Here is an 18,541-nt window from a genome sequence, read left to right on the forward strand (position 1 = left end):
GTTTTGGCGGATTTCACTGACCCAGATTGGCGGGAACTGCGAATGCCGCGAACTGGGTGAACTGCTTGCCAGTATTGAAATTGTCGTCGGAGGCGATGATGAAGAGCTGCTTGCCATCCACCACAGGGCCGAAGGCGAAGCTCTCGATATTATCGATATCGAGGCCGAAATCGCCCTCATTGATTTCGAACCACGGCGTTTTTGATACGGCGCGCACATTTGCCGCGTCGATTTTGTCCTTGCCGAGGATATTTTCCGCGCCGGTGAAGTCGACGATGAAAAAGCGGATATGATTGCCGACGCCGGACGCGAAATTGCGTTCCACGGCCACGAAGCGGCCATCCGGCATGGCGGAGAGGGCGGAGAGGCCGTTATCATTATATTTCGGCTCGGCAGCGGCCGCCGGTGTCTTGGAGATCGCCTCCGTAACATAGACGTGTTCGGCGACCGGCTTCAGCGTCGCCGTGTCGATCACCAGGATGCGCGCCGGGCTGCCGGCCTGCGGCGTCGCCTTCTGGCCATCCTGGGTCAGTGCATTTTCCGTGGCGGCGATCAGTCTGCCGGGCGTCATCGTCAGGCCTTCGAAGCCGAGATTGTTCTGCACGCCCTTGGTCTTCGCGTCATCGACGAGATAGGCAGCGGGCAGTTCCAGCCGTTTGACATCGCTTCCGTCGAGGTTTGACACATAAAGCGCGGGCTGGTTCTTCAGGTCGCGTTCGGAAGACCAGTAGAGCTTGCCGCCCTTGCGGTCGAGCGCGATGCCTTCCGCATCGATGCTCTTGGGTGCAAAAGCCGCGCCGGTCTCGTCTTTCAACTCGCGGGTGGCGGCGATATCAAGCGTGGCGGCGCCTTCCGTCACGGCCAGTTCCAGCTCGTAATAACGGGCCGGGCCTTTTTCCACGCGGTCATCGGAGATTGCGAGATAACGACCGGTTTCGCTGTCAAAGGCGAGATCGGAAATGCCGCCGAAGGTGACGCCATTGATGGAGAGGCCAGACGGAACGACGATCTGGCCGAGGAAGGCCGGCGGCGGCGGGGTCTGGGCGGCGGCTGGCAGAGCCGCAAAACAGCAGGCGACGATGGTGACGGTGCGGAGCATGGCGAGGGTCCCTCTTGTGGCGGATGACCTGTTGTGATGCAGGGAGGATTAGCGCCCTGCCGCTAAACTTTGATGACGTTTTCCATGCTGCCGTACCTGAAGTCTGGCGGCTCATCTTGCCAAGCGGCGTCTTTTTTGATCCTGAATATGATCATGCTTCATCCAAAGCGTGTCGCCATCCCCGGATTCGCGCCTCACGCTTCCGTTTTGTTTCTGCCTGTCGCCAATCCGGATCGCTGTGGTTGTTTGCGACAGGCCGCAGGCCGCAGAGTGCTTCATGCTGAAAGATTTTTCCGTCCAGAGCCTGTTCATGGGCTGCCTCACCGCCTTTGTCGGCTTCGCCAGCTCGTTTGCCGTCGTGCTGCAGGGCTTGAAGGCCGTCGGCGCGACGGATTTCGAGGCGGCGTCGGGGCTGATGGCGCTTTCGGTGGCGATGGGGCTTTGCGCCATCGTTCTTTCCGCCACCACCCGGCTTCCCATCAGCATCGCATGGTCGACGCCCGGCGCGGCGCTGCTTGCCACCACCGGCGTCATCGAGGGTGGCTTTCCGGCAGCCGTCGGCGGTTTCATCATCTGCGCCATCCTAATCATCATTGCGGGTCTGTTCAGGCCACTCGGAAAGGCGGTCGCCTCCATTCCCGCGCCGCTTGCCAATGCCATGCTGTCAGGCGTCATCATCGGCCTGTGTTTCGCCCCCATCAAGGCGATCGGTTTCAACCCGGCACTCGGCCTGCCGATCATTCTTGCCTGGATCGTGGTGGGGGCCTTCAAGCGGCTGTTTGCCGTGCCTGCAGCGCTTGCCGCTTTCGTGCTGGTGATGATTTTCGGCGTCGATATTCCCGCCGGCGCGCTGGACAGCGTGGCGCAATCGCTGACACCGCCGATGGAATGGGTGACGCCCACCTTCAGCCTGCACGCCGTCGTCTCCATCGCCCTGCCGCTCTTCATCGTCACCATGGCCTCGCAGAACATTCCCGGCATCGCGGTCTTGAAGGTCAATCATTACGATCCGCAGCCCGGACCGCTTTTCGCCACGACCGGCTTTTTCTCGCTGCTGTCCGCTCCCTTTGGCGGCCATGCCGTCAACCTCGCCGCCATCACGGCGGCCATGTGCGCGGGCGAGGACGCCCATGCGGACCCCAGGCGGCGTTACTGGGCGGCGATCATCTGTGGTGTCGGTTACATCATCTTCGGGCTTTTGGCCGGCGTGGTCACGGCCTTCGTGGCGCTGGCGCCGCCCATCCTCATTCAGGCGGTGGCGGGGCTGGCGCTGGTTGGCGCCTTTTCCGGCTCCGCCGTTTCAGCGTTCAGGGAACCCGAGACCCGTGAGGCTGCAGCGATCACCTTTCTCATCACGGCTTCCGGCCTTTCCTTCGGCGGCGTTTCCGGGGCCTTCTGGGGGTTAATTGGCGGCGGGTTGATGATGGCGTTGCAGCGGGTGGTGAAGCGTGGTTAGATAGGATGCTTATTGTTTTAAAGAAATATTATTTATGGATTTCGAATTCGATCCTGCCAAAAGTGAAAGTAACAAAGACAAACATGGAATAGATTTCGTCGAGGCAAGAGCGCTTTGGCTGGACGAGAAAAGACTTGTCGTTCCTCTCGAAACCACTTCGGAAGAGCGGTATATTGTGATTGCGCAATTGCGAGGAAAGTGCTGGAGCGCGGTTTACACCTACAGAAATGACCGGTTGAGAATCATTTCCGTCAGGCGTTCCAGGGACAAGGAGAAGCAGCGTTATGAAGACGATCAGCGCTGAAGATTTCGACAAGAAATTCGACGATGGCGAAGATTTGGACGATTATGTCGACTGGTCGAAGGCTGGCCGTCCCGGGTTGGACATGGTGCATGTCGATATCGATCTTCCTGAAAAGGTTTTGCGCAGAGTGGATGCGGAGGCAGCGCGCCTCGGCATGACGCGTCAGTCCCTGATGGCTAAATGGATCGCCGAAAGGCTGGAGGCCGGCAGGGTCGGAAAATAAGTCTGCGCCTCACAAGATCACTTGTCAGACCGCCAGCCGCTGTTTATACACATCGCCATGAGCAACCGCATCGCAACCATTTCCGGCATGAGCGCGCAGATTTCTGCGAAGGCCTCGCCGTGCGGTGCACTCTCGCTTCTTAGCCTCGACCTTACACGCGGTTGCCGGGTCCAGTGAGGAGCGCCCGGCGGCCGAAAGCCCGCTGGTGCAAACGCTCCTCATCTCGAAATCTCATTTTATACTGGATTTAGGCCCTCAAGGGCCGCGCATCCGTCGATGGCTTGAAGAAGCCCGTGGACTGCGCAAGGAGGAAGCGAAATGGACGGCAAGATCACCAATATTTCCAAGGGCATGACCGACGCGAGCGTGAAGTATCGCCCTTACCCGACCATCAACATCCCTGACCGCACCTGGCCGGGCAAGACCATCGACAAGGCGCCGATCTGGTGTTCGGTGGATCTGCGTGACGGCAACCAGTCGCTGGTCAACCCCATGGGCCACGACCGCAAGGCCCGCATGTTCAAGCTGCTGCTCGAAATGGGATTCAAGGAAATCGAGATCGGTTTCCCTTCCGCCTCGCAGACGGACTTCGATTTCGCCCGCTGGTGTGTGGAAGAAGGCAATGTGCCTGATGATGTGTCCCTGCAGGTGCTGGTGCAGTGCCGCCCGGAGCTGATCACCCGCACGTTTGAAGCGCTGGAAGGCGCCAACAAGCCGATCATCCATTTTTACAATTCCACCTCGGAACTGCAGCGCCGCGTGGTGTTCGGCAAGGATGTGCACGGCATCAAGCAGATCGCCGTCGATGCCGCCAAGATGATCACCGACATGGCAGCCAAGGCCGGCGGCGGTTACCGCTTCGAATATTCGCCTGAGAGCTTTACCGGCACGGAGCTGGAAGTGGCGCTGGAAATCTGCAACGCCGTGGTCGAGGTGGTGAAGCCGACGGCCGACAACAAGCTGATCCTGAACCTGCCGTCGACGGTGGAAATGGCGACGCCGAACATCTATGCCGACCAGATCGAATGGATGTGCCGTAATATCGACAATCGCGAAAATGTCATCATCTCGCTGCATCCGCATAATGACCGTGGGACGGGCATCGCCGCGACCGAGCTGGGCCTGATGGCCGGTGCGGACCGCGTCGAAGGCACGCTGTTCGGCAATGGCGAGCGCACCGGCAATGTCGACGTCGTGACGCTGGCGCTGAACATGTATACGCAGGGCGTGGATCCCGAGCTGGATTGCCGCGATATCGAGCGCATCAAGTCGGTTTATGAATATTCCAATGAGATGACGATCCCCGAGCGCCACCCCTATGTCGGCGAACTGGTCTATACGGCGTTTTCCGGCTCGCATCAGGATGCGATCAACAAGGGTATGAAGGCGATCAAGGTCGCCAATCATCCCGTCTGGGAAGTGCCCTATCTGCCGATCGATCCGAAGGATGTCGGCCGTTCCTACGAGGCGATCATCCGCATCAACTCGCAATCCGGCAAGGGTGGCATCGCCTATATTCTGCAACAGGATTACGGCATCAACCTGCCGCGCAACCTGCAGGTGGAATTCCGCGAAGACATCCAGCGCATCACCGATGAAGAGGGTGTGGAACTGCCGGCCAAGCGAATCTACGAGCGCTTTATCGAGCGTTATGTGACGCAGCCGAACGCACGCATCAAGTTCGTGGATCACCACACCTATCCGGCCGGCGATTTCAAGGGCGTGCGCATCGTTGCCGCCGAGATCACCGATAATGGCGAGGTGAAGCGCATCGAGGGCAAGGGGACGGGTCCGATCGACGGGTTCATCAATGCGCTGTCGGTCTATCTCGGGGTTGATCTGTCGGTGAATGATTATTCGGAGCATTCGCTGCAGCATGGGTCGAATGCTTCGGCCATTGCTTATGTCGAGATGGAGCATCCGGGCGGGAAGCTGTTCGGGGCGGGGGTCAATACGAATATTGTGGCGGCGTCGCTGGAGGCGATTGTTTCGGCGGCCAATCGGGTGCTGGAAGAGCGGGCGAAGTAAGTGGGCCTTGAGGGTGGGGTTTTACCCCCCTCTGCCCTGCCGGGCATCTCCCCCTCAGGGGGGAGATCGACGCGCGGATAGGTCTCGCCCATCTCAACGTTTACGAATGAAGTGGCGGTAGCGCCTCTTGCCGATCTCCCCCCTTGAGGGGGAGATGCCCGGCAGGGCAGAGGGGGGGGTGAACCCCACCCACTAACCTAACCACTCCGGCTTCTATTCCCCCAACCGCGAAAACCCTAGCGGCCGCCCGTTGTCATAAAACACCCTGATATCCTCAAGCGCCACGCCCGTCCCCGTCTCATCGAGGCTATGCCGTTCGCAGGTTACGTTCCACGTGCCCGGCCCGCCGGAAATGTTGAAAAGATTGTAAGCCGCGCGCGGTTTTTCCCCACCCGGCCCCTGGCTGGCCGAAGCGATGCCGACGACCGGGATGTGGTCCAGCCCGTGATGCGTATTCAGCCAATAGACCGTGTTCAAATGCGTATGACCATGCAGCACGAGTTCCGCCCCCCCGACGCCGAGCGCGGCTGCAAAACGGCGGATACCGATCATGCGCTTGTGGGTGGCGGCCGCACCGCGGATCGGCGGATGGTGGATCATCACCACCCGAAATAGCCCCTGTTCGCCGGCTTTTTTCAAAAGTTCCGCCGTGGCGCGCGCCTGCCGGTTGCCGAAATAACCGGTGGCCGAAAAGGGCGGTGTGGCAATAGAGGTGGAGCAGCCGATCAGCGCCACGGGGCCGCGCACGCGCATATAGGGAAAAATCTTGCGGTCGTCGTCCCATTCCGGCGGATCGCCATCGCCGCGCACATAGGGGTACCAGGCCTGCATGGCCTTGTCATGCGCGCCGGAAACATAGGCGTCGTGATTGCCGGGAACGACGGAGGTTCTTTCAGGGTCGCCCACTTCCTCCAGCCAGTCGGCGGCGGCGCGGATTTCGATGCCGGTCGCAAGATTGACGAGATCGCCGGTAATAGCCAGATGATCGGGCGATTTTGTCTCGAGATCGTCGAGCAGCTTTTCCAGCGTATCGGTGAAGAGATGCTTGCGGCGGTTGCGGTGCCAGTTGACGAAACCGGTGATCCGTTTCGATGCGAGTTCCCGGAAAGTGAGTTTTGGCAGTGGCCCTAAATGGACGTCTGAAATATGGGCAAGTTTGAACATGGCGGCAGAGATAACCTATGATATGCCGCGCGTCCAACAAAAGCCGGCAGGCGGGGAGAAACCAGGGTGAATGACGAAACAACCGGGCGGCAGGCCCGTCCGTTCCATATGCGTGTCTTCATCCGCTTCCTGCATTTTGTTTTCCTGTTCACGCGCGGCGCAACTCTTGGTGTGCGTGCTGCCTGTTTCGATGAAAAAGGCAGGATTTTTCTGGTGCGGCACACCTATCTGTCCGGCTGGTACCTGCCGGGCGGCGGCGTGGAGCGCGGCGAAACCCTGCTTGAGGCGCTGCACAAGGAAATCCGCGAGGAAGGCAATCTCGAAGCGGCCTCCAGGCCGGAGCTTTTCCACGTCTACCTCAATCTGGAGGGCAGCAATCGCGATCATGTCGCGCTTTACCGGCTTGATGTCACCCAGACCCGGCCGAAAAAGCCTGACCATGAAATTGCCGAGAGCGGCTTTTTCGAGCTTTCAGGCCTGCCGGAAGGGGTGACGGCCGCCACCCGCCGCCGGCTTGCCGAACTTGCCGGCGAAACGGCGGTTGCCGACCACTGGTAGCGGCGGAAGGTTTTCCGTCAGCAGAGCGTCTCGCGGCCATGGGCCATGGTCAGATCCAGCTCCGGGCCGACGGGCACGATGCCGGTCGGGTTGATGGTGCGGTGGCTGCGGTAATAATGCTCCTTGATGTGGCGCATGTCGACCGTGTCAGGCACGCCCGGCGTCTGGTAGAGATCGCGCAGGTAACCCGTCAGATGCGGATAATCGTGGATACGGCGGATGTTGCATTTGAAATGGCCGACATAGACCGGATCGAACCGCACCAGCGTGGTGAAGAGGCGCCAGTCCGCTTCCGTCTGCTCTGAGCCGAACAGGAAGCGCCGGCCCTTCAGGCGGTCTTCCAGCATATCCAGCGTTTCGAACACTTTCACGGCATTCTGCTGGTAGGCATCCTGCGTGGTGGCGAAACCGGCCTTGTAGACGCCGTTATTGACGGTGTCGTAGATGACGTCGTTCAGCGCATCGATCTCGGCGCGCAGCGCTTCAGGGTAATAATCCGCGTCCGATCCGGTGAGATCGTTGAAGGCCACGTTGAACATGCGGATGATTTCCGCCGATTCATTGGAGACGATGGTGCCGCGCTTTTTATCCCACAAAACCGGCACGGTGACGCGCCCGGAATAGTTGGGGTCCGCTTTCGTGTAGACCTGCCAGAGCGTGGAGGAGCCGAACAGGTGATCTTCCGTCGCGCCCGGTGTGCGTTCTCCCTCAGGCTTGAATTCCCAGCCGTTTTCCAGCATCAGCGGATCGACCACGGAGACGGAGATCAGATCTTCCAGCTTTTTCAGCTTGCGGAAGATCAGCGTGCGGTGCGCCCAGGGGCAGGCGAAGGAGACATAGAGGTGGTAACGACCCTTTTCCGCTTCGAAACCGCCTTCGCCGGAAGGGCCGGGTCCGCCATCGGCCGTCACCCAGTTGCGGAACTGCGAGGCGCTGCGCTTGAAATGGCCCTTGGTTTCCTTGGTGTCGTACCAGATGTCTTTCCATACGCCTTCCACCAGCATGCCCATGATGATCTCCTTGATTGTTTCCCTGGCGGCGATATTACCCGTTTCGCTCCATGCCGCGAACCCGCAAGGCATTGAACAATGCGTTTCCGGCCACGCACAGGCTGAATGAAGAAGCGCCGAGATTTGTTCTGGACGGGTGGTGATTTTCCTGATAATTGCGATTTTCACAAATCTGAGGAAATTTTTGATTATGATCGAACCACGGATGCTCCGACGACGCTGACGCTCCTGAACGCCCTTACCGGCGCAGACGTCATTTATTGTCGCATCCGCATTCTGGAAGTTTCGGTCTCTTCATGTCCAAGCACGATCTTGTCTACCTCACCGAGGACGCGTCCCACGACGCCATCATCGACGTCATCAACGAAGAAGCATTTGGTCCCGGCCGGCACACCCGTGCGGCGGCGCGCATTCGCGAGCAGGGGCCGCATGACCGCTCGCTGTCCTTCGTCTGCGCCGATGATGGCGAAACGATTGCTTCGGTGCGGATGACGCCGGTTCTGGCCGGTGGGGTGAAGGGCCATATGCTTGGCCCGCTCGCGGTGCGGCCCTCGCACAAGAATATGGGCATCGGCCGGGAACTCGTCCGGATCGCCATTGCGGCGGCTCGGCGGAAGGGCTCCGAGGCCGTCATCCTGATCGGCGATCCGCCCTATTACATGCCGCTCGGCTTCGAAAAGGTCGCTTATGCGGCGCTCGATTTTCCGGGTCCGGTCGACCCGAACCGGGTGCTGGTGGTGCCCATTGGCGACGACGTGCACCAGCGGCTGAAGGGCAAGATCGGCTGGCGCAAATGCGAGGCCGTGATGCCGGCCGCTACGGCGGAAGATGAGGGTTTTGAGGAGCCGCTCAGGGTTTACGGCTGAGGCGGCTATCAGAGGAGCTTTGTGCTTTTTAGCGCAACCTAAACCCCGTCATTCCGGCCTTGAGCCGGAATCCAGCCGACGCGCGTCCGCGCGGCGGGAAGAGTCCTTCCAGCCCAAGGACTTGGGCTGGAAGGATCCCGGCTCGAGGCCGGGATGACGGAAGGAGCGTTGCGCGTTGTGGCAATCATCAAGACTGCCGTGCCAATCTTCTTGTAGGGTAAAACTCTCTGCCGGGTTTCTATCTCGAAACAACGCTTCGCGCTTCACAGAATTCAATTCCGTTTCCTCCCCCTATACGATAGCAAGTGAAAGTCGATTACTGCAAAGGGGCGGGGCATGACGGCAATCACCATGAACGATGCGCTGGAGCGCGCGGGCGCAGGCGCTTATCAGCGGCGGCTGATGGGCATATTCGGCCTCGTCTGGGCGGCGGATGCCATGCAGGTTCTGGCCGTTGGTTTCACCGCAGCCTCGATTGCCGCAACCTTCGGCCTGACGGTGCCGCAGGCGCTGCAGACCGGCACGGCGTTCTTTTTCGGCATGCTTTTAGGCGCTGCCGGTTTCGGACGGCTGGCGGATCGTTATGGGCGTCGCCGGGTGCTGATCATCACCGTGGCCTGCGATGCCCTGTTCGGCGTGCTTTCGATATTTTCGCCTGATTTCACCATTCTGCTTGTCCTGCGTTTTCTTACCGGAGCTGCGGTTGGCGGCACTTTGCCGGTGGATTATGCGATGATGGCCGAATTCCTGCCTGCCAAAAATCGCGGGCGTTGGCTGGTCTTTCTCGAAGGTTTCTGGGCTGTCGGGACGCTGATCGTGGCGCTGGCGGCGTGGGGTGCAAGCCTTGCGGGCGTGGCCGATGCCTGGCGTTATATTTTCGCCGTAACGGCTTTCCCGGCCGTTCTTGGTCTCGGGCTTCGCTTTCTGGTGCCGGAATCGCCGCTTTACCTGCTGCGCAGCGGCCGGTCCGAAGAAGCCAAGGCCGTCGTCAACCGCATGCTGGTGGTGAATGGTCGTGCGCCGCTCGATGTCGGAACCGGGCTCTTCCAGCCTGACGTGACCAAGGGGCAGGGGATATTTTCACCGGCGCTGCGGCAGCGCAGCATCATGATCCTCGCCATCTGGTTTCTCGTTTCCGTCTCCTATTACGGTGTCTTCACCTGGATGCCGGCGAAATTGGCGGGAGACGGTTTCGGCTTCGTGCGCGGTTACGGGTTTCTGGTGCTGGTGGCGCTGGCGCAAATCCCCGGTTATGCGCTTGCCGCCTATGGTGTTGAAAAATGGGGCCGCAAGCCGACGCTGATCGGTTTCTGCCTGCTCTCCGCACTCGGCTGCCTGCTCTTCACCCTTGCCACCGGTGGCGGGATGATTGCCGCCTCGCTTCTCATCATGAGTTTTGCGCTGCTCGGCACCTGGGGAGCGCTTTATGCCTTTACGCCGGAGCTTTACCCGACGGAATCACGCGCGACCGGCATGGGCGCTGCGGGCGCCATGGCGAGACTCGGCGGCCTGCTGGCGCCGTCACTGCTCGGTTATGCCATTGCGCAGGGTTTTGGGGTCGCGATCGGCATCTTTGCCGGGTTGCTGGTGCTGGCCGCCGTTGCGGCGACCATGATCAATGCGGAAACGCGGCAGGTGGCGCTGACCTGACCGTACGCTATCAGTAACGTTTCTCCAGCCACGTGATCGACTGGCCGGTGGAAAGCGGCGCAAGCGAACCGATCTTCGTGAAACCGAAGCGTTCGTAGGTCCTCAAGGCGTCCGGGTTCATCGTGTCGATATAGGCGCCCATGCAGCCGCGTTTTTTTGCTTCCGCCTCCGCCATTGCCAGCAGCTTCGGGCCGGCGCCCTGGCCGCGCATGGCTTCGGGCACGAAAAGAAGCTGCACGTAAAGCCAGCCGCGCGCGGTATATCCCACCAGACCACCGGTGACGGCATTGTCCTCGTCACGAATGGTGATGTTGAGGTCGCGTTTGTCGCTTTCGCCGAAACGGGCGAGATTATAGGCTATCAGCGGATCGCGGATGGCCTTTTCGGCTTCTGCATCCGCGACATCACTCAAAACGAAATTCATGCTGTTCTTCTCCAGACGCCGGGCGGCGACCGATTTGAGTTTCAATCGGAGACGGAGAATTCCGGCGCTGCCGCCGGGTCGAAGCGCCTTTACCGGCCCTCACGCCACCAGAGCGCGGAGAAGGCAAGCAGCAGCGCGCCAAGCCCGGCAAAACCGGCAAACAGCGGCAGGGTATTGACGCCTTTCAGCACCGTCTCGTCGGTCAGGCGTATCAGCATGCGGTCCTCGTCCGCAACCCTGATGTCCCCTCGCACCGGCAATATATCGGGAAGGGCGATCCGGCCGGAATTATCGGCCACCCGGTGCACACTGCCCTTGGTGGCGTCGGCCAACGGTTTCAGCGTTTCGGTCGTTGAAATCATCGCCTTGAATTCCGGCGCATCCACCGCGCCGACATGGACGAGAGTAGTGAAATCACCATTCTTGATCTCGAACAGTCCGGTTTCATCCATGCGGCGCTCGATCTTGTAAAGACCGGGCTCGGTGCTGGTGAAGGCCATGTTTTCGGTCTTGCCGGAGGGGAAACGCACGGTGGCCTGACCGGGATCGTCGCCGATGGTCTGGCGGGTGATTTCCAATGTGCGGCCATTGGCCCGCGCCGTCAGCGCCTCTTCTTCAAGCTCGGGCTCCTTCATCAGCCAGTGGGCGATGCGGCGATAAAGCGCCACATGCGGGCCACCGCCTTCAAAACCACGCGCCCAGAGCCAGCCCTGATCCGACAGGAGCATGGCGACACGGCCTTCGCCCTGACGGTTCAGCACCAGCAGCGGGTCCTGTCCGTCGCCCAGCATCACCGTCTGGCCCTGCGGCGGGTCGACGCTGATGGTGCGGAACCAGCGGCCCCATTGCGGTGGCTCGTTGGCCGATCCATCCAGCCCGCGGGTGACAGGGTGCTTCTTGCCCGCTTCCGAAAGGCGGGGATAGAATGCCGCCTGATGCACCTGACCCGTCGGTTGGGCCGGTAGCACGGAGGCGAGCGGCGTCATGGCGATCGAATCCTGACCGGCATGTTCCGGCCCGGCTGCGATCAGGAGCGCGCCGCCCTTTTCGACATATTGGGCGATGTAATCGTAATAAAGGATCGGCAGCACGCCGCGATGCTGGTAGCGGTCGAAAATGATGAGGTCGAAATCCTCGATCTTTTCGACAAACAATTCGCGGGTCGGGAAGGCGATCAGCGAGAGCTCGTTGATCGGCGTGCCGTCCTGTTTTTCCGGCGGGCGCAGAATGGTGAAATGTACCAGATCGACCGAGGCGTCGGATTTCAGCAGGTTACGCCAGGCGCGTTCACCGGCATGCGGCTCGCCGGAGACGAGCAGCACACGCAGGTTCTGGCGGATGCCTTCGATCAGGTGAACGGCGCGGTTATTCGCAGCCGTCACTTCGCCGGGAAGCTCGGCGACGGAAAATTCCATGACATTGTTGCCGCCACGCGGAACCTTGAAACTGAACGGCGTCGGCTGGCCGGGTGTGGCCTGAAGCGTGGCGATTTCTTCGCCGTTCATCTTCACCGTCACTTCCGCCGAGCCACCGCCTGCGGGGCGGCCGTCGTCAAACACACGCAGCGTCAGCTGCTGTTCCTCGTTGACGATGCCGAAGCGCGGGGCACGGACGATCTCGATGCGGCGGTCGAATTCATCGGCCTTGCCGGTGATCAGCCCATGCACGGGGGCGCGGAAGCCGAGCGCCTGTTCGGCATTGGGCAGGGCATTCGGGATGTCGTGAATCTGGCCGTCGCTGAGGAAGATCGCGCCGCCGACGCGGGATGGCGAGACATCGGAAACGGCGGAGGATAGCGCCGAGAAAAGCTGGGTCGAGGGCGAATCGCTCTCGCCATTATCGCGCACTTCGACGATGCGCGGTTCGATACGCGGGAAGCGGGAGAGCCGGTCTTTCAGCGTCTCCAGCGCCGTATCGGTCATTTGCGGCCGGTCCTGCACGTCCTGGCTCTGCGAGCGGTCGACGATGACGGGGACGATGGTGGAGAGCGGCTCGCGCTCCTCCTGCGTCAGAAGCGGATTGGCGATGGCAGCCAGCAAGGCGGCAAGTGCCAGCCCGCGCAGCCATGCGCCGCGCACGCCGCGCCACAGGCCGATGAAGGAAAGCGCGAGGGCGGCGACGGCCAGAACGGCGATCACGATCCACGGCAGGAAGGGGGCGAAGGTCAATGTCATGTCACTGCCCCAACCGTTCGAGAAGTGCGGGAACGTGGACCTGATCGGCCTTGTAGTTGCCAGTCAGCATATACATCATGATGTTGACGCCGGAGCGGAAGGCGTGTTCGCGCTGCATCTCATCCGGCGGCACGGTGGGCAGAACCGGCGCCCCCTGCGGATCGACGGCCCAGGCGCCGGCGAAATCATTGCCCGTTATCATGATCGGCGTCACGCCATCACCGGAAGAGGAGAGGCCCGAGGTGGTCTTGGCGGCGCCCTGTCGCGATTCCACCCAGAGCGGCGAACCATTGTAACGGCCGGGGAAATTGGTGAGCAGATAGAAGGACCGTGTCAGAACATGGTCTTCCGGGACAGGCTCCAGCGGCGGAATATCGATATTGGCGAGGATCGCCTGCAGGCGTTCGCCATTGGGGCTGGTCGCACCGGTGTCGAGCGAAGAGAACTGGTCGCGCGTATCGAACAGCACGGTGCCGCCGGCGCGCATATAGGCATCGATGCGCGAAATCGCGGCGCTCGACGGCATGGGGGCCGTCGCCGATACTGGCCAGTAGATGATCGGATAGAAGGACAATTCATCCTTGGAAATATCGAGGCCGACTGGCTGGCCGGGTTCCAGCGTAGTGCGCCAGGTCAGGAATTCGCTGAGACCCCGGAGACCCTGCTCGGAAATGCGGTCGACATCATCCTCGCCGGTGCGGACATAAGCGAGATGGGTAGCGTCCAACCGCTCGAAAATCTGCTCGTCGCCGGGTTTTGGATCGTCGGCGCGGGCGTCGGTTGGCGACATGGCGGCAAAGGCGCCAAGCGCCAGCAACAGGGTGGCAACTGTCGCGCTGCGGGCTTTTGGCAGGCGCGCGAAGGCGCCGTTCATGAAGAGCACGATCAGGCTGTCGGCAATCAGCATCAGGAAAGCGGCGATGAACAAAGCAGGGCGCAGCGATTTCGCGGTTTCGCCGATCAGCGCTTCGCTGGTGGTGCTGACGCCGGCGACGGATGTGTCGAGCGGGCGCAGCGTCGCGCCTGCGGGCAGGAGGTTGAGAGCCACGAAACCATCCTCTGTGCCATAAAGGCCGGGTGGATTGTCGAAACCGGTGCGCGGTGGCTGGCCGGCGCGCATTTCCAGCGGCCGAGCAGTGCCGATTTCGGCAGACAGAGCGCCTTCGGCTGTCAAAAGGCGGAACGGGGGCAGGGCTGCGGCCGGGGCATTGGCGGAGGCCGAAGCGCCGCCCGCCTTGGACAACTGCACGATACGGCGCAGCATGTCGACGAAATGGCCCGATATCGGCAGGTCGGACCAACTCGCTTCGGCGCTGACATGGAACAGCACGATGCGGCCTGCCTCGACAGTGCGGGTTGTGACGAGCGGCGTGCCGTCGGCAAGGCTGGCCCAGGTGCGTTCAGCCAGATCGGGTGTCGGTTCGGCCAGAACCTGGCGTTTGACGAGAATGCCATCGGCCTTCGGCATGCCGGCAAAGGCGCCGAAATTCGGGAAATCGGCAAGTGGCTGCGGCTCGGCCCAGGAGAGCGCGCCGCCGAGCGCGCGTTCACCCTGCCGGAGCGTCACCGGCACCAGCGGATCGTCAGCGGGCGCTGCGGCAAGGCGTGGTCCGGCGAAACGGATCAGCGTGCCGCCGGCTGCAAGCCAGCGCTGCATCGGCTCATAGGTTTCCTGTGGCAGTCGGCCAATATCGGCCATGACGATGACCGACGGGTTGGATTGCAGGATTTCCGGGATTGCCTGCGCCAGATCGGCCTGCCGCTGCGGAATGAGATCGACAAAAGGCTGAAGCGCGCGGCTGATATAATAAAGCGGCTGCAGCAGCGGCTGGAAATCATTGCCGGTTTCGCCGGCGAGCAGGGCCACGCGGCGGCGGCGGAAACCGTCATCCAGAAGATGCACGGCGCCCGCCGTCGAAACGCCTTCGAGGGAGAGGCGGGCGAAATCGTTGCGCAGTTCGAAGGGGGCTTCCACCGTTGCCGTTGTTTCGGCCTCGCCGGGGGCGAAGCTGGCCGTGCCATTGGCGAGAATGCGGCCCTGGCTGTCCTGCGCATTGACGGTCAGCCGGGCGGCTTCGGCCGTGTCGAGCCGCGAAAGTGTGACGCTCATGGCATCGGCATTGTTGGTGGCGCCGGTAATGGCGGCGATGGCCTTGCCGTCGCCCTTCACGATGCGGAATTCGGCGGGCGAGAGGCTGGCAAGCGTTCTCATCGCGTTTTCATCCTGCGCGGTCTGAACACCATCAGCAATATAAGCGAGCGTGCCGGGGGTCGTGCCGTTCAGCGCCTCGGTGATGGCTTCGGCCGTGCGCACGCGGTCCGGCATCAGCGGTTTCGGCTTGGCGGCGGCGAGCTTTTCCAGCGCCACGGCTGTCGTTCCCGATACGGCATCATGTTCGGCATCGGCGGTGAAGCTGATGGAGACGGGGCGGTCGGCCCGCTCCGCATCGCCGATCAGGGCCTGTGCGGTGGCCACGCGTCTTTCCCAGTCGGGCGTGGAGGCCCAGCTATTGTCGACCACCAGCACCAGCGGGCCGCTGCCGGCGATGCTGTTGTTGCGCGGGTTCACCACCGGATCGGCCAGCGCAAAAATTACGGCGGCGGCAAGCGCCATGCGCAAAAGGGTCAGCCACCACGGGCTTTTCGACGGTGTTTCCTCGCGTTTCAGCACCGTCGCCAATATCTTCAGCGGCGGAAACACTTCCGCCTTGGGGCGCGGCGGGGTGAGCCGCAGCAGCCACCAGATGGCGGGCAGCGCCAGCAGGCCGAAGAGGATGTAGGGGCTGGTGAAGACGAAAGGCAATGCGCTCATCGGTGCCCACCGCCCTGTGCCGGCGCGCCGGAAAGATACATGTGAACGGCCACAAGCGCCTCGGAAGCCAGATGATCGGTGCGGTGGAAGACGAAGTTCCAGCCGAGACGGCGCAGCGACGAGGACAGCGCCTCGCGTCTTGCGAGATAGGCGCGGGTGTAATCCTCGCGAATGGTCTCGGCGCGGCCGGAAACCAGTTTTTCGCCTGTTTCCGGATCGGTAAATTCGGTACGGCCGGAATATGGGAAGGTTTCTTCAGCCGGATCGGCGATTTCCACCACATGGCCGCGCAGGCCGCGCCGGGCGAGCGGCGAAATCTTCTCCATCACATTTTTCGCATCATCGAGAAAATCGCCGATGAGGACGATGTCGCTCGCGCCACGGATCATGCCCGTTTCCGGCATGCCCGTGGTCAGCGGCGCGTGCATGATGGCGGCGGCCAGCCGTTCGGCGGCGTTTCTGGCCGAGACCGGCTCCATGATGCCGGGGCAACCGATGCGTTCGCCTGAGCGCGCCAGGATTTCCGCCAGCGCCAGCATCAGCACCAGCGCCCGGCTTTCCTTGGAGACGGAGCCGAGGGTGGATTTGAACATCATCGACGGCGACATGTCCGCCCAGAGCCAGATGGTGTGGGCTGCCTCCCACTCCCGGTCGCGTACATAGGTATGGTCGTCGCGGGCCGAGCGCCGCCAGTCGATGCGCGACAGGCTTTCGCCTTCGGCATAGGGGCGGAACTGCCAGAAATTTTCGCCGATGCCGCGTTTGCGGCGGCCGTGCCAGCCGGCGGTGACGGTGTTGGCGATGCGTTTTGCCTCGACCATGCAGTCCGGCACCAGTGCGGCACGCTGGCGCGCGCGCGCCAGAACTTCGCTACCCGGCGTCTTGTCTACGATCTGGCCGATGGATGCCACAGGCACTCCTTTCGCGAAAGGTTAGGCACGCGTCTTTTAATTCTTCGCCTGCTCCACGAGGGCCGCAATCACATCGCGCACCGACATGCCTTCGGCGCGGGCCGCAAAGGTCAGCGCCATGCGGTGTTCCAGCACCGGTTCGGCCAGTGCATGGACATCGTCCAGCGAGGGGGCGAGCCTGCCTTCATAGAGCGCACGGGCGCGGGCCGTCAGCATCAGCGACTGGCCGGCGCGCGGACCCGGACCCCAGACAACGTGTTTGTCGGTCAATTTGTTGCCATGGCCGGGGCGGGCGGAACGGACGAGCGAAAGGATCGCATCCACGACCTTGTCGCTGACCGGCATCTGGCGGATGAGGGCCTGGATTTCCATCAGGCGCTCAGCACCGATCACGCCGCGTGCTTCGCCGGAGGCGGTGCCCGTCGTGTCGAGCAGGATTTGGCGTTCGGCGGCAAGCTCGGGATAACCGACATCGACCTGCAGCAGGAAACGGTCGAGCTGGGCTTCGGGCAGCGGATAGGTGCCTTCCTGCTCCAGCGGATTCTGGGTGGCGAGAACGTGGAACGGCTTCGGCAGCTCATAGGTCTGGCCGGCCATGGTGATGTGATATTCCTGCATGGCCTGCAAAAGTGCGGACTGCGTGCGCGGGCTGGCGCGGTTGATTTCGTCGGCCATCAGCAGCTGGCCGAAAATCGGACCCTTGATGAAGCGGAAGGAACGGCGGCCGTTCTCGTCCTGATCCATGACTTCGGAACCGAGGATGTCCGAAGGCATCAGGTCCGGTGTGAACTGGATGCGGTTGGCATCGAGGCCAAGCACGGTGCCGAGCGTGGTGACGAGCTTGGTCTTGGCGAGGCCGGGAACGCCGACCAGCAGCGCATGGCCGCCGGAGAGGATGGCGAGAAGCGTGTTCTGCACCACTTTTTCCTGGCCGAAAATGACCTTGGAGACCTCCGTGCGGATGGCCGCTATGTCGGAAAGCGCCTTTTCGGCCGAGGCGACGATGGCCTTTTCATCGAGGGTTTCGCCGGTATTCATCACGCCCATGTCGCTCTCCTCATACCTTCGCCGCTGTCACAGTCGCATCCCGGTTTTGCTGGTTGCCAACCGGGGCGGATTTTGCGCTGCATCTAGCTTATTGCTCTCTTGGCCGCTGACAAGCGCCATTCGAATGACTATGTCGTGACTTAGTATTTCCTTATCGGCAAAGCGAGACTCGAATATGGCAGCGGAGACGATAAATTCGGCTGATGATGCGGCGGGGCTTGCGGCGATGATTTCCCGCGCCGCCGAACAGAGCGGCGATGCCAAGCGCGGGCCGGCCCCGGTGGAGCGCTGGAATCCGCCTTTTTGCGGTGATCTCGACATGGAAATCCGCGCCGATGGCACATGGTTCTACCTCGGCACCCCCATCGGAAGGGCACCTTTGGTGCGGCTGTTTTCCACCGTTCTGCGCAAGGATGAGGACGGCAGGACCTATCTCGTAACTCCTGTGGAAAAAGTCGGCATCCGCGTGGTGGATGCGCCTTTCGTCGCGGTGGAAATGAAGGTGACGGCGGGGGAGGAGGGTGGTGAGCCGCTGCTGACCTTCCGCACCAATGTCGGCGATGTGGTGGAGGCGGGGCCGGAGCATCCGCTGCGCTTTGAGATTTTCGGTGAGAACCGCGAATTGAAACCCTATCTTCTGGTGCGCGGCAGGCTGGAGGCGCTCATCTCGCGGGCCGTGATGTATGATCTTGTCGCGCTGGGCGAGGTGATCGACGTGGAGGGCGTCGACATGTTTGCCGTGCGCTCGGGCGGGGTGACTTTTCCGGTCATGCCCGCCAATGAATTGGAACGGCTTTCGCAATGACGATGACGAC

At 61.8% G+C, this 18,541-nt stretch carries 17 protein-coding genes; 8 read left to right on the forward strand and 9 right to left on the reverse strand.

What is annotated here, in order from left to right:
- Nucleotides 1-13 precede the first annotated feature (13 nt).
- Nucleotides 14-1,099: an esterase-like activity of phytase family protein gene (locus ACIQUH_RS05920; RefSeq protein WP_400813115.1), complete on the reverse strand. Its 1,086-nt coding sequence runs from the start codon at nucleotides 1,097-1,099 to the stop codon at nucleotides 14-16.
- 277 nt (nucleotides 1,100-1,376) lie between these two features.
- Between ACIQUH_RS05920 and ACIQUH_RS05925 the strand changes: the two genes are divergently transcribed.
- The 4 genes from ACIQUH_RS05925 to leuA all read left to right on the forward strand — a co-directional run bounded on the left by ACIQUH_RS05925 (nucleotide 1,377) and on the right by leuA (nucleotide 5,110).
- Nucleotides 1,377-2,555 (forward strand): benzoate/H(+) symporter BenE family transporter, encoded by a 1,179-nt coding sequence (locus ACIQUH_RS05925; protein ID WP_400813117.1) that lies wholly within the window; start codon nucleotides 1,377-1,379, stop codon nucleotides 2,553-2,555.
- A 34-nt stretch (nucleotides 2,556-2,589) separates the two neighbouring features.
- Nucleotides 2,590-2,859, forward strand: a complete 270-nt coding sequence (locus tag ACIQUH_RS05930) for a BrnT family toxin (protein ID WP_400813120.1) — start codon at nucleotides 2,590-2,592, stop codon at nucleotides 2,857-2,859.
- Nucleotides 2,840-3,082, forward strand: a complete 243-nt coding sequence (brnA, locus tag ACIQUH_RS05935) for a type II toxin-antitoxin system BrnA family antitoxin (RefSeq protein ID WP_400813121.1) — start codon at nucleotides 2,840-2,842, stop codon at nucleotides 3,080-3,082. Before ACIQUH_RS05930 ends, brnA begins: the two co-directional genes overlap by 20 nt.
- 318 nt (nucleotides 3,083-3,400) lie before the next feature.
- Nucleotides 3,401-5,110, forward strand: a complete 1,710-nt coding sequence (leuA, locus tag ACIQUH_RS05940) for a 2-isopropylmalate synthase (RefSeq protein WP_400813123.1) — start codon at nucleotides 3,401-3,403, stop codon at nucleotides 5,108-5,110.
- 213 nt (nucleotides 5,111-5,323) lie between these two features.
- On the opposite strand, the gene ACIQUH_RS05945 is transcribed toward leuA, so the two are convergent.
- Nucleotides 5,324-6,274, reverse strand: a complete 951-nt coding sequence (locus ACIQUH_RS05945; protein ID WP_400813126.1) for a metallophosphoesterase family protein — start codon at nucleotides 6,272-6,274, stop codon at nucleotides 5,324-5,326.
- Nucleotides 6,275-6,340: 66 nt separating this feature from the next.
- Between ACIQUH_RS05945 and ACIQUH_RS05950 the strand changes: the two genes are divergently transcribed.
- Nucleotides 6,341-6,832 carry an NUDIX domain-containing protein gene (locus ACIQUH_RS05950; RefSeq protein WP_400813129.1) on the forward strand — a complete coding sequence of 164 codons (492 nt, stop codon included), beginning with the start codon at nucleotides 6,341-6,343 and terminating at the stop codon, nucleotides 6,830-6,832.
- Nucleotides 6,833-6,849: 17 nt separating this feature from the next.
- On the opposite strand, the gene ACIQUH_RS05955 is transcribed toward ACIQUH_RS05950, so the two are convergent.
- Complete coding sequence (locus ACIQUH_RS05955; RefSeq protein ID WP_400813449.1) at nucleotides 6,850-7,842, reverse strand: glutathione S-transferase family protein; 993 nt, start codon at nucleotides 7,840-7,842, stop codon at nucleotides 6,850-6,852.
- 296 nt (nucleotides 7,843-8,138) lie between these two features.
- Here ACIQUH_RS05955 and ACIQUH_RS05960 point away from each other — a divergent pair, with 296 nt between their 5' ends.
- Nucleotides 8,139-8,708 (forward strand): GNAT family N-acetyltransferase, encoded by a 570-nt coding sequence (locus tag ACIQUH_RS05960; RefSeq protein WP_400813131.1) that lies wholly within the window; start codon nucleotides 8,139-8,141, stop codon nucleotides 8,706-8,708.
- Between the two features lie 48 nt (nucleotides 8,709-8,756).
- Here ACIQUH_RS05960 and ACIQUH_RS05965 read toward each other — a convergent pair whose 3' ends face one another.
- Nucleotides 8,757-8,984 carry a hypothetical protein gene (locus ACIQUH_RS05965; protein ID WP_400813134.1) on the reverse strand — a complete coding sequence of 76 codons (228 nt, stop codon included), beginning with the start codon at nucleotides 8,982-8,984 and terminating at the stop codon, nucleotides 8,757-8,759.
- A gap of 60 nt (nucleotides 8,985-9,044) precedes the next feature.
- Between ACIQUH_RS05965 and ACIQUH_RS05970 the strand changes: the two genes are divergently transcribed.
- A complete protein-coding gene (locus ACIQUH_RS05970; protein ID WP_400813136.1) occupies nucleotides 9,045-10,358 on the forward strand; it encodes an MFS transporter in 1,314 nt (437 codons plus the stop codon).
- Between the two features lie 10 nt (nucleotides 10,359-10,368).
- Here ACIQUH_RS05970 and ACIQUH_RS05975 read toward each other — a convergent pair whose 3' ends face one another.
- The 5 genes from ACIQUH_RS05975 to ACIQUH_RS05995 form a co-directional block, all read right to left on the reverse strand.
- Nucleotides 10,369-10,782, reverse strand: coding sequence for a GNAT family N-acetyltransferase (locus ACIQUH_RS05975; RefSeq protein ID WP_400813138.1), 414 nt, complete (start codon nucleotides 10,780-10,782; stop codon nucleotides 10,369-10,371).
- 89 nt (nucleotides 10,783-10,871) lie between these two features.
- A complete protein-coding gene (locus ACIQUH_RS05980; RefSeq protein WP_400813140.1) occupies nucleotides 10,872-12,956 on the reverse strand; it encodes a hypothetical protein in 2,085 nt (694 codons plus the stop codon).
- Nucleotide 12,957: 1 nt separating this feature from the next.
- Nucleotides 12,958-15,768 carry a DUF4159 domain-containing protein gene (locus tag ACIQUH_RS05985; protein WP_400813142.1) on the reverse strand — a complete coding sequence of 937 codons (2,811 nt, stop codon included), beginning with the start codon at nucleotides 15,766-15,768 and terminating at the stop codon, nucleotides 12,958-12,960.
- On the reverse strand, nucleotides 15,765-16,679 hold the full coding sequence (locus ACIQUH_RS05990; protein ID WP_174034300.1) for a DUF58 domain-containing protein: 915 nt from the start codon (nucleotides 16,677-16,679) through the stop codon (nucleotides 15,765-15,767). The genes ACIQUH_RS05985 and ACIQUH_RS05990 overlap by 4 nt, the downstream gene beginning before the upstream one ends.
- Before the next feature lie 36 nt (nucleotides 16,680-16,715).
- Nucleotides 16,716-17,726, reverse strand: coding sequence for a MoxR family ATPase (locus tag ACIQUH_RS05995; RefSeq protein WP_065113889.1), 1,011 nt, complete (start codon nucleotides 17,724-17,726; stop codon nucleotides 16,716-16,718).
- Between the two features lie 175 nt (nucleotides 17,727-17,901).
- On the opposite strand from ACIQUH_RS05995, the gene ACIQUH_RS06000 reads away from it, so the two are divergent.
- Nucleotides 17,902-18,531, forward strand: a complete 630-nt coding sequence (locus tag ACIQUH_RS06000) for a DUF1285 domain-containing protein (RefSeq protein ID WP_400813144.1) — start codon at nucleotides 17,902-17,904, stop codon at nucleotides 18,529-18,531.
- Nucleotides 18,532-18,541: the final 10 nt, after the last annotated feature.

The organism is Agrobacterium sp. NPDC090283 (assembly GCF_044769685.1).
Lineage (GTDB): Bacteria > Pseudomonadota > Alphaproteobacteria > Rhizobiales > Rhizobiaceae > Agrobacterium.

Excerpts from the sequence above, each read along its gene's own strand:
- ACIQUH_RS05920 (WP_400813115.1), bottom strand. The coding sequence starts at position 1,099 with ATGCTCCGCACCGTCACCATCGTCGCCTGCTGTTTTGCGGCTCTGCCA.
- ACIQUH_RS05925 (WP_400813117.1), top strand. The coding sequence starts at position 1,377 with ATGCTGAAAGATTTTTCCGTCCAGAGCCTGTTCATGGGCTGCCTCACC.
- ACIQUH_RS05930 (WP_400813120.1), top strand. The coding sequence starts at position 2,590 with ATGGATTTCGAATTCGATCCTGCCAAAAGTGAAAGTAACAAAGACAAA.
- brnA (WP_400813121.1), top strand. The coding sequence starts at position 2,840 with ATGAAGACGATCAGCGCTGAAGATTTCGACAAGAAATTCGACGATGGC.
- leuA (WP_400813123.1), top strand. The coding sequence starts at position 3,401 with ATGGACGGCAAGATCACCAATATTTCCAAGGGCATGACCGACGCGAGC.
- ACIQUH_RS05945 (WP_400813126.1), bottom strand. The coding sequence starts at position 6,274 with ATGTTCAAACTTGCCCATATTTCAGACGTCCATTTAGGGCCACTGCCA.
- ACIQUH_RS05955 (WP_400813449.1), bottom strand. The coding sequence starts at position 7,842 with ATGGGCATGCTGGTGGAAGGCGTATGGAAAGACATCTGGTACGACACC.
- ACIQUH_RS05960 (WP_400813131.1), top strand. The coding sequence starts at position 8,139 with ATGTCCAAGCACGATCTTGTCTACCTCACCGAGGACGCGTCCCACGAC.
- ACIQUH_RS05970 (WP_400813136.1), top strand. The coding sequence starts at position 9,045 with ATGACGGCAATCACCATGAACGATGCGCTGGAGCGCGCGGGCGCAGGC.
- ACIQUH_RS05975 (WP_400813138.1), bottom strand. The coding sequence starts at position 10,782 with ATGAATTTCGTTTTGAGTGATGTCGCGGATGCAGAAGCCGAAAAGGCC.
- ACIQUH_RS05980 (WP_400813140.1), bottom strand. The coding sequence starts at position 12,956 with ATGACATTGACCTTCGCCCCCTTCCTGCCGTGGATCGTGATCGCCGTT.
- ACIQUH_RS05985 (WP_400813142.1), bottom strand. The coding sequence starts at position 15,768 with ATGAGCGCATTGCCTTTCGTCTTCACCAGCCCCTACATCCTCTTCGGC.
- ACIQUH_RS05995 (WP_065113889.1), bottom strand. The coding sequence starts at position 17,726 with ATGGGCGTGATGAATACCGGCGAAACCCTCGATGAAAAGGCCATCGTC.
- ACIQUH_RS06000 (WP_400813144.1), top strand. The coding sequence starts at position 17,902 with ATGGCAGCGGAGACGATAAATTCGGCTGATGATGCGGCGGGGCTTGCG.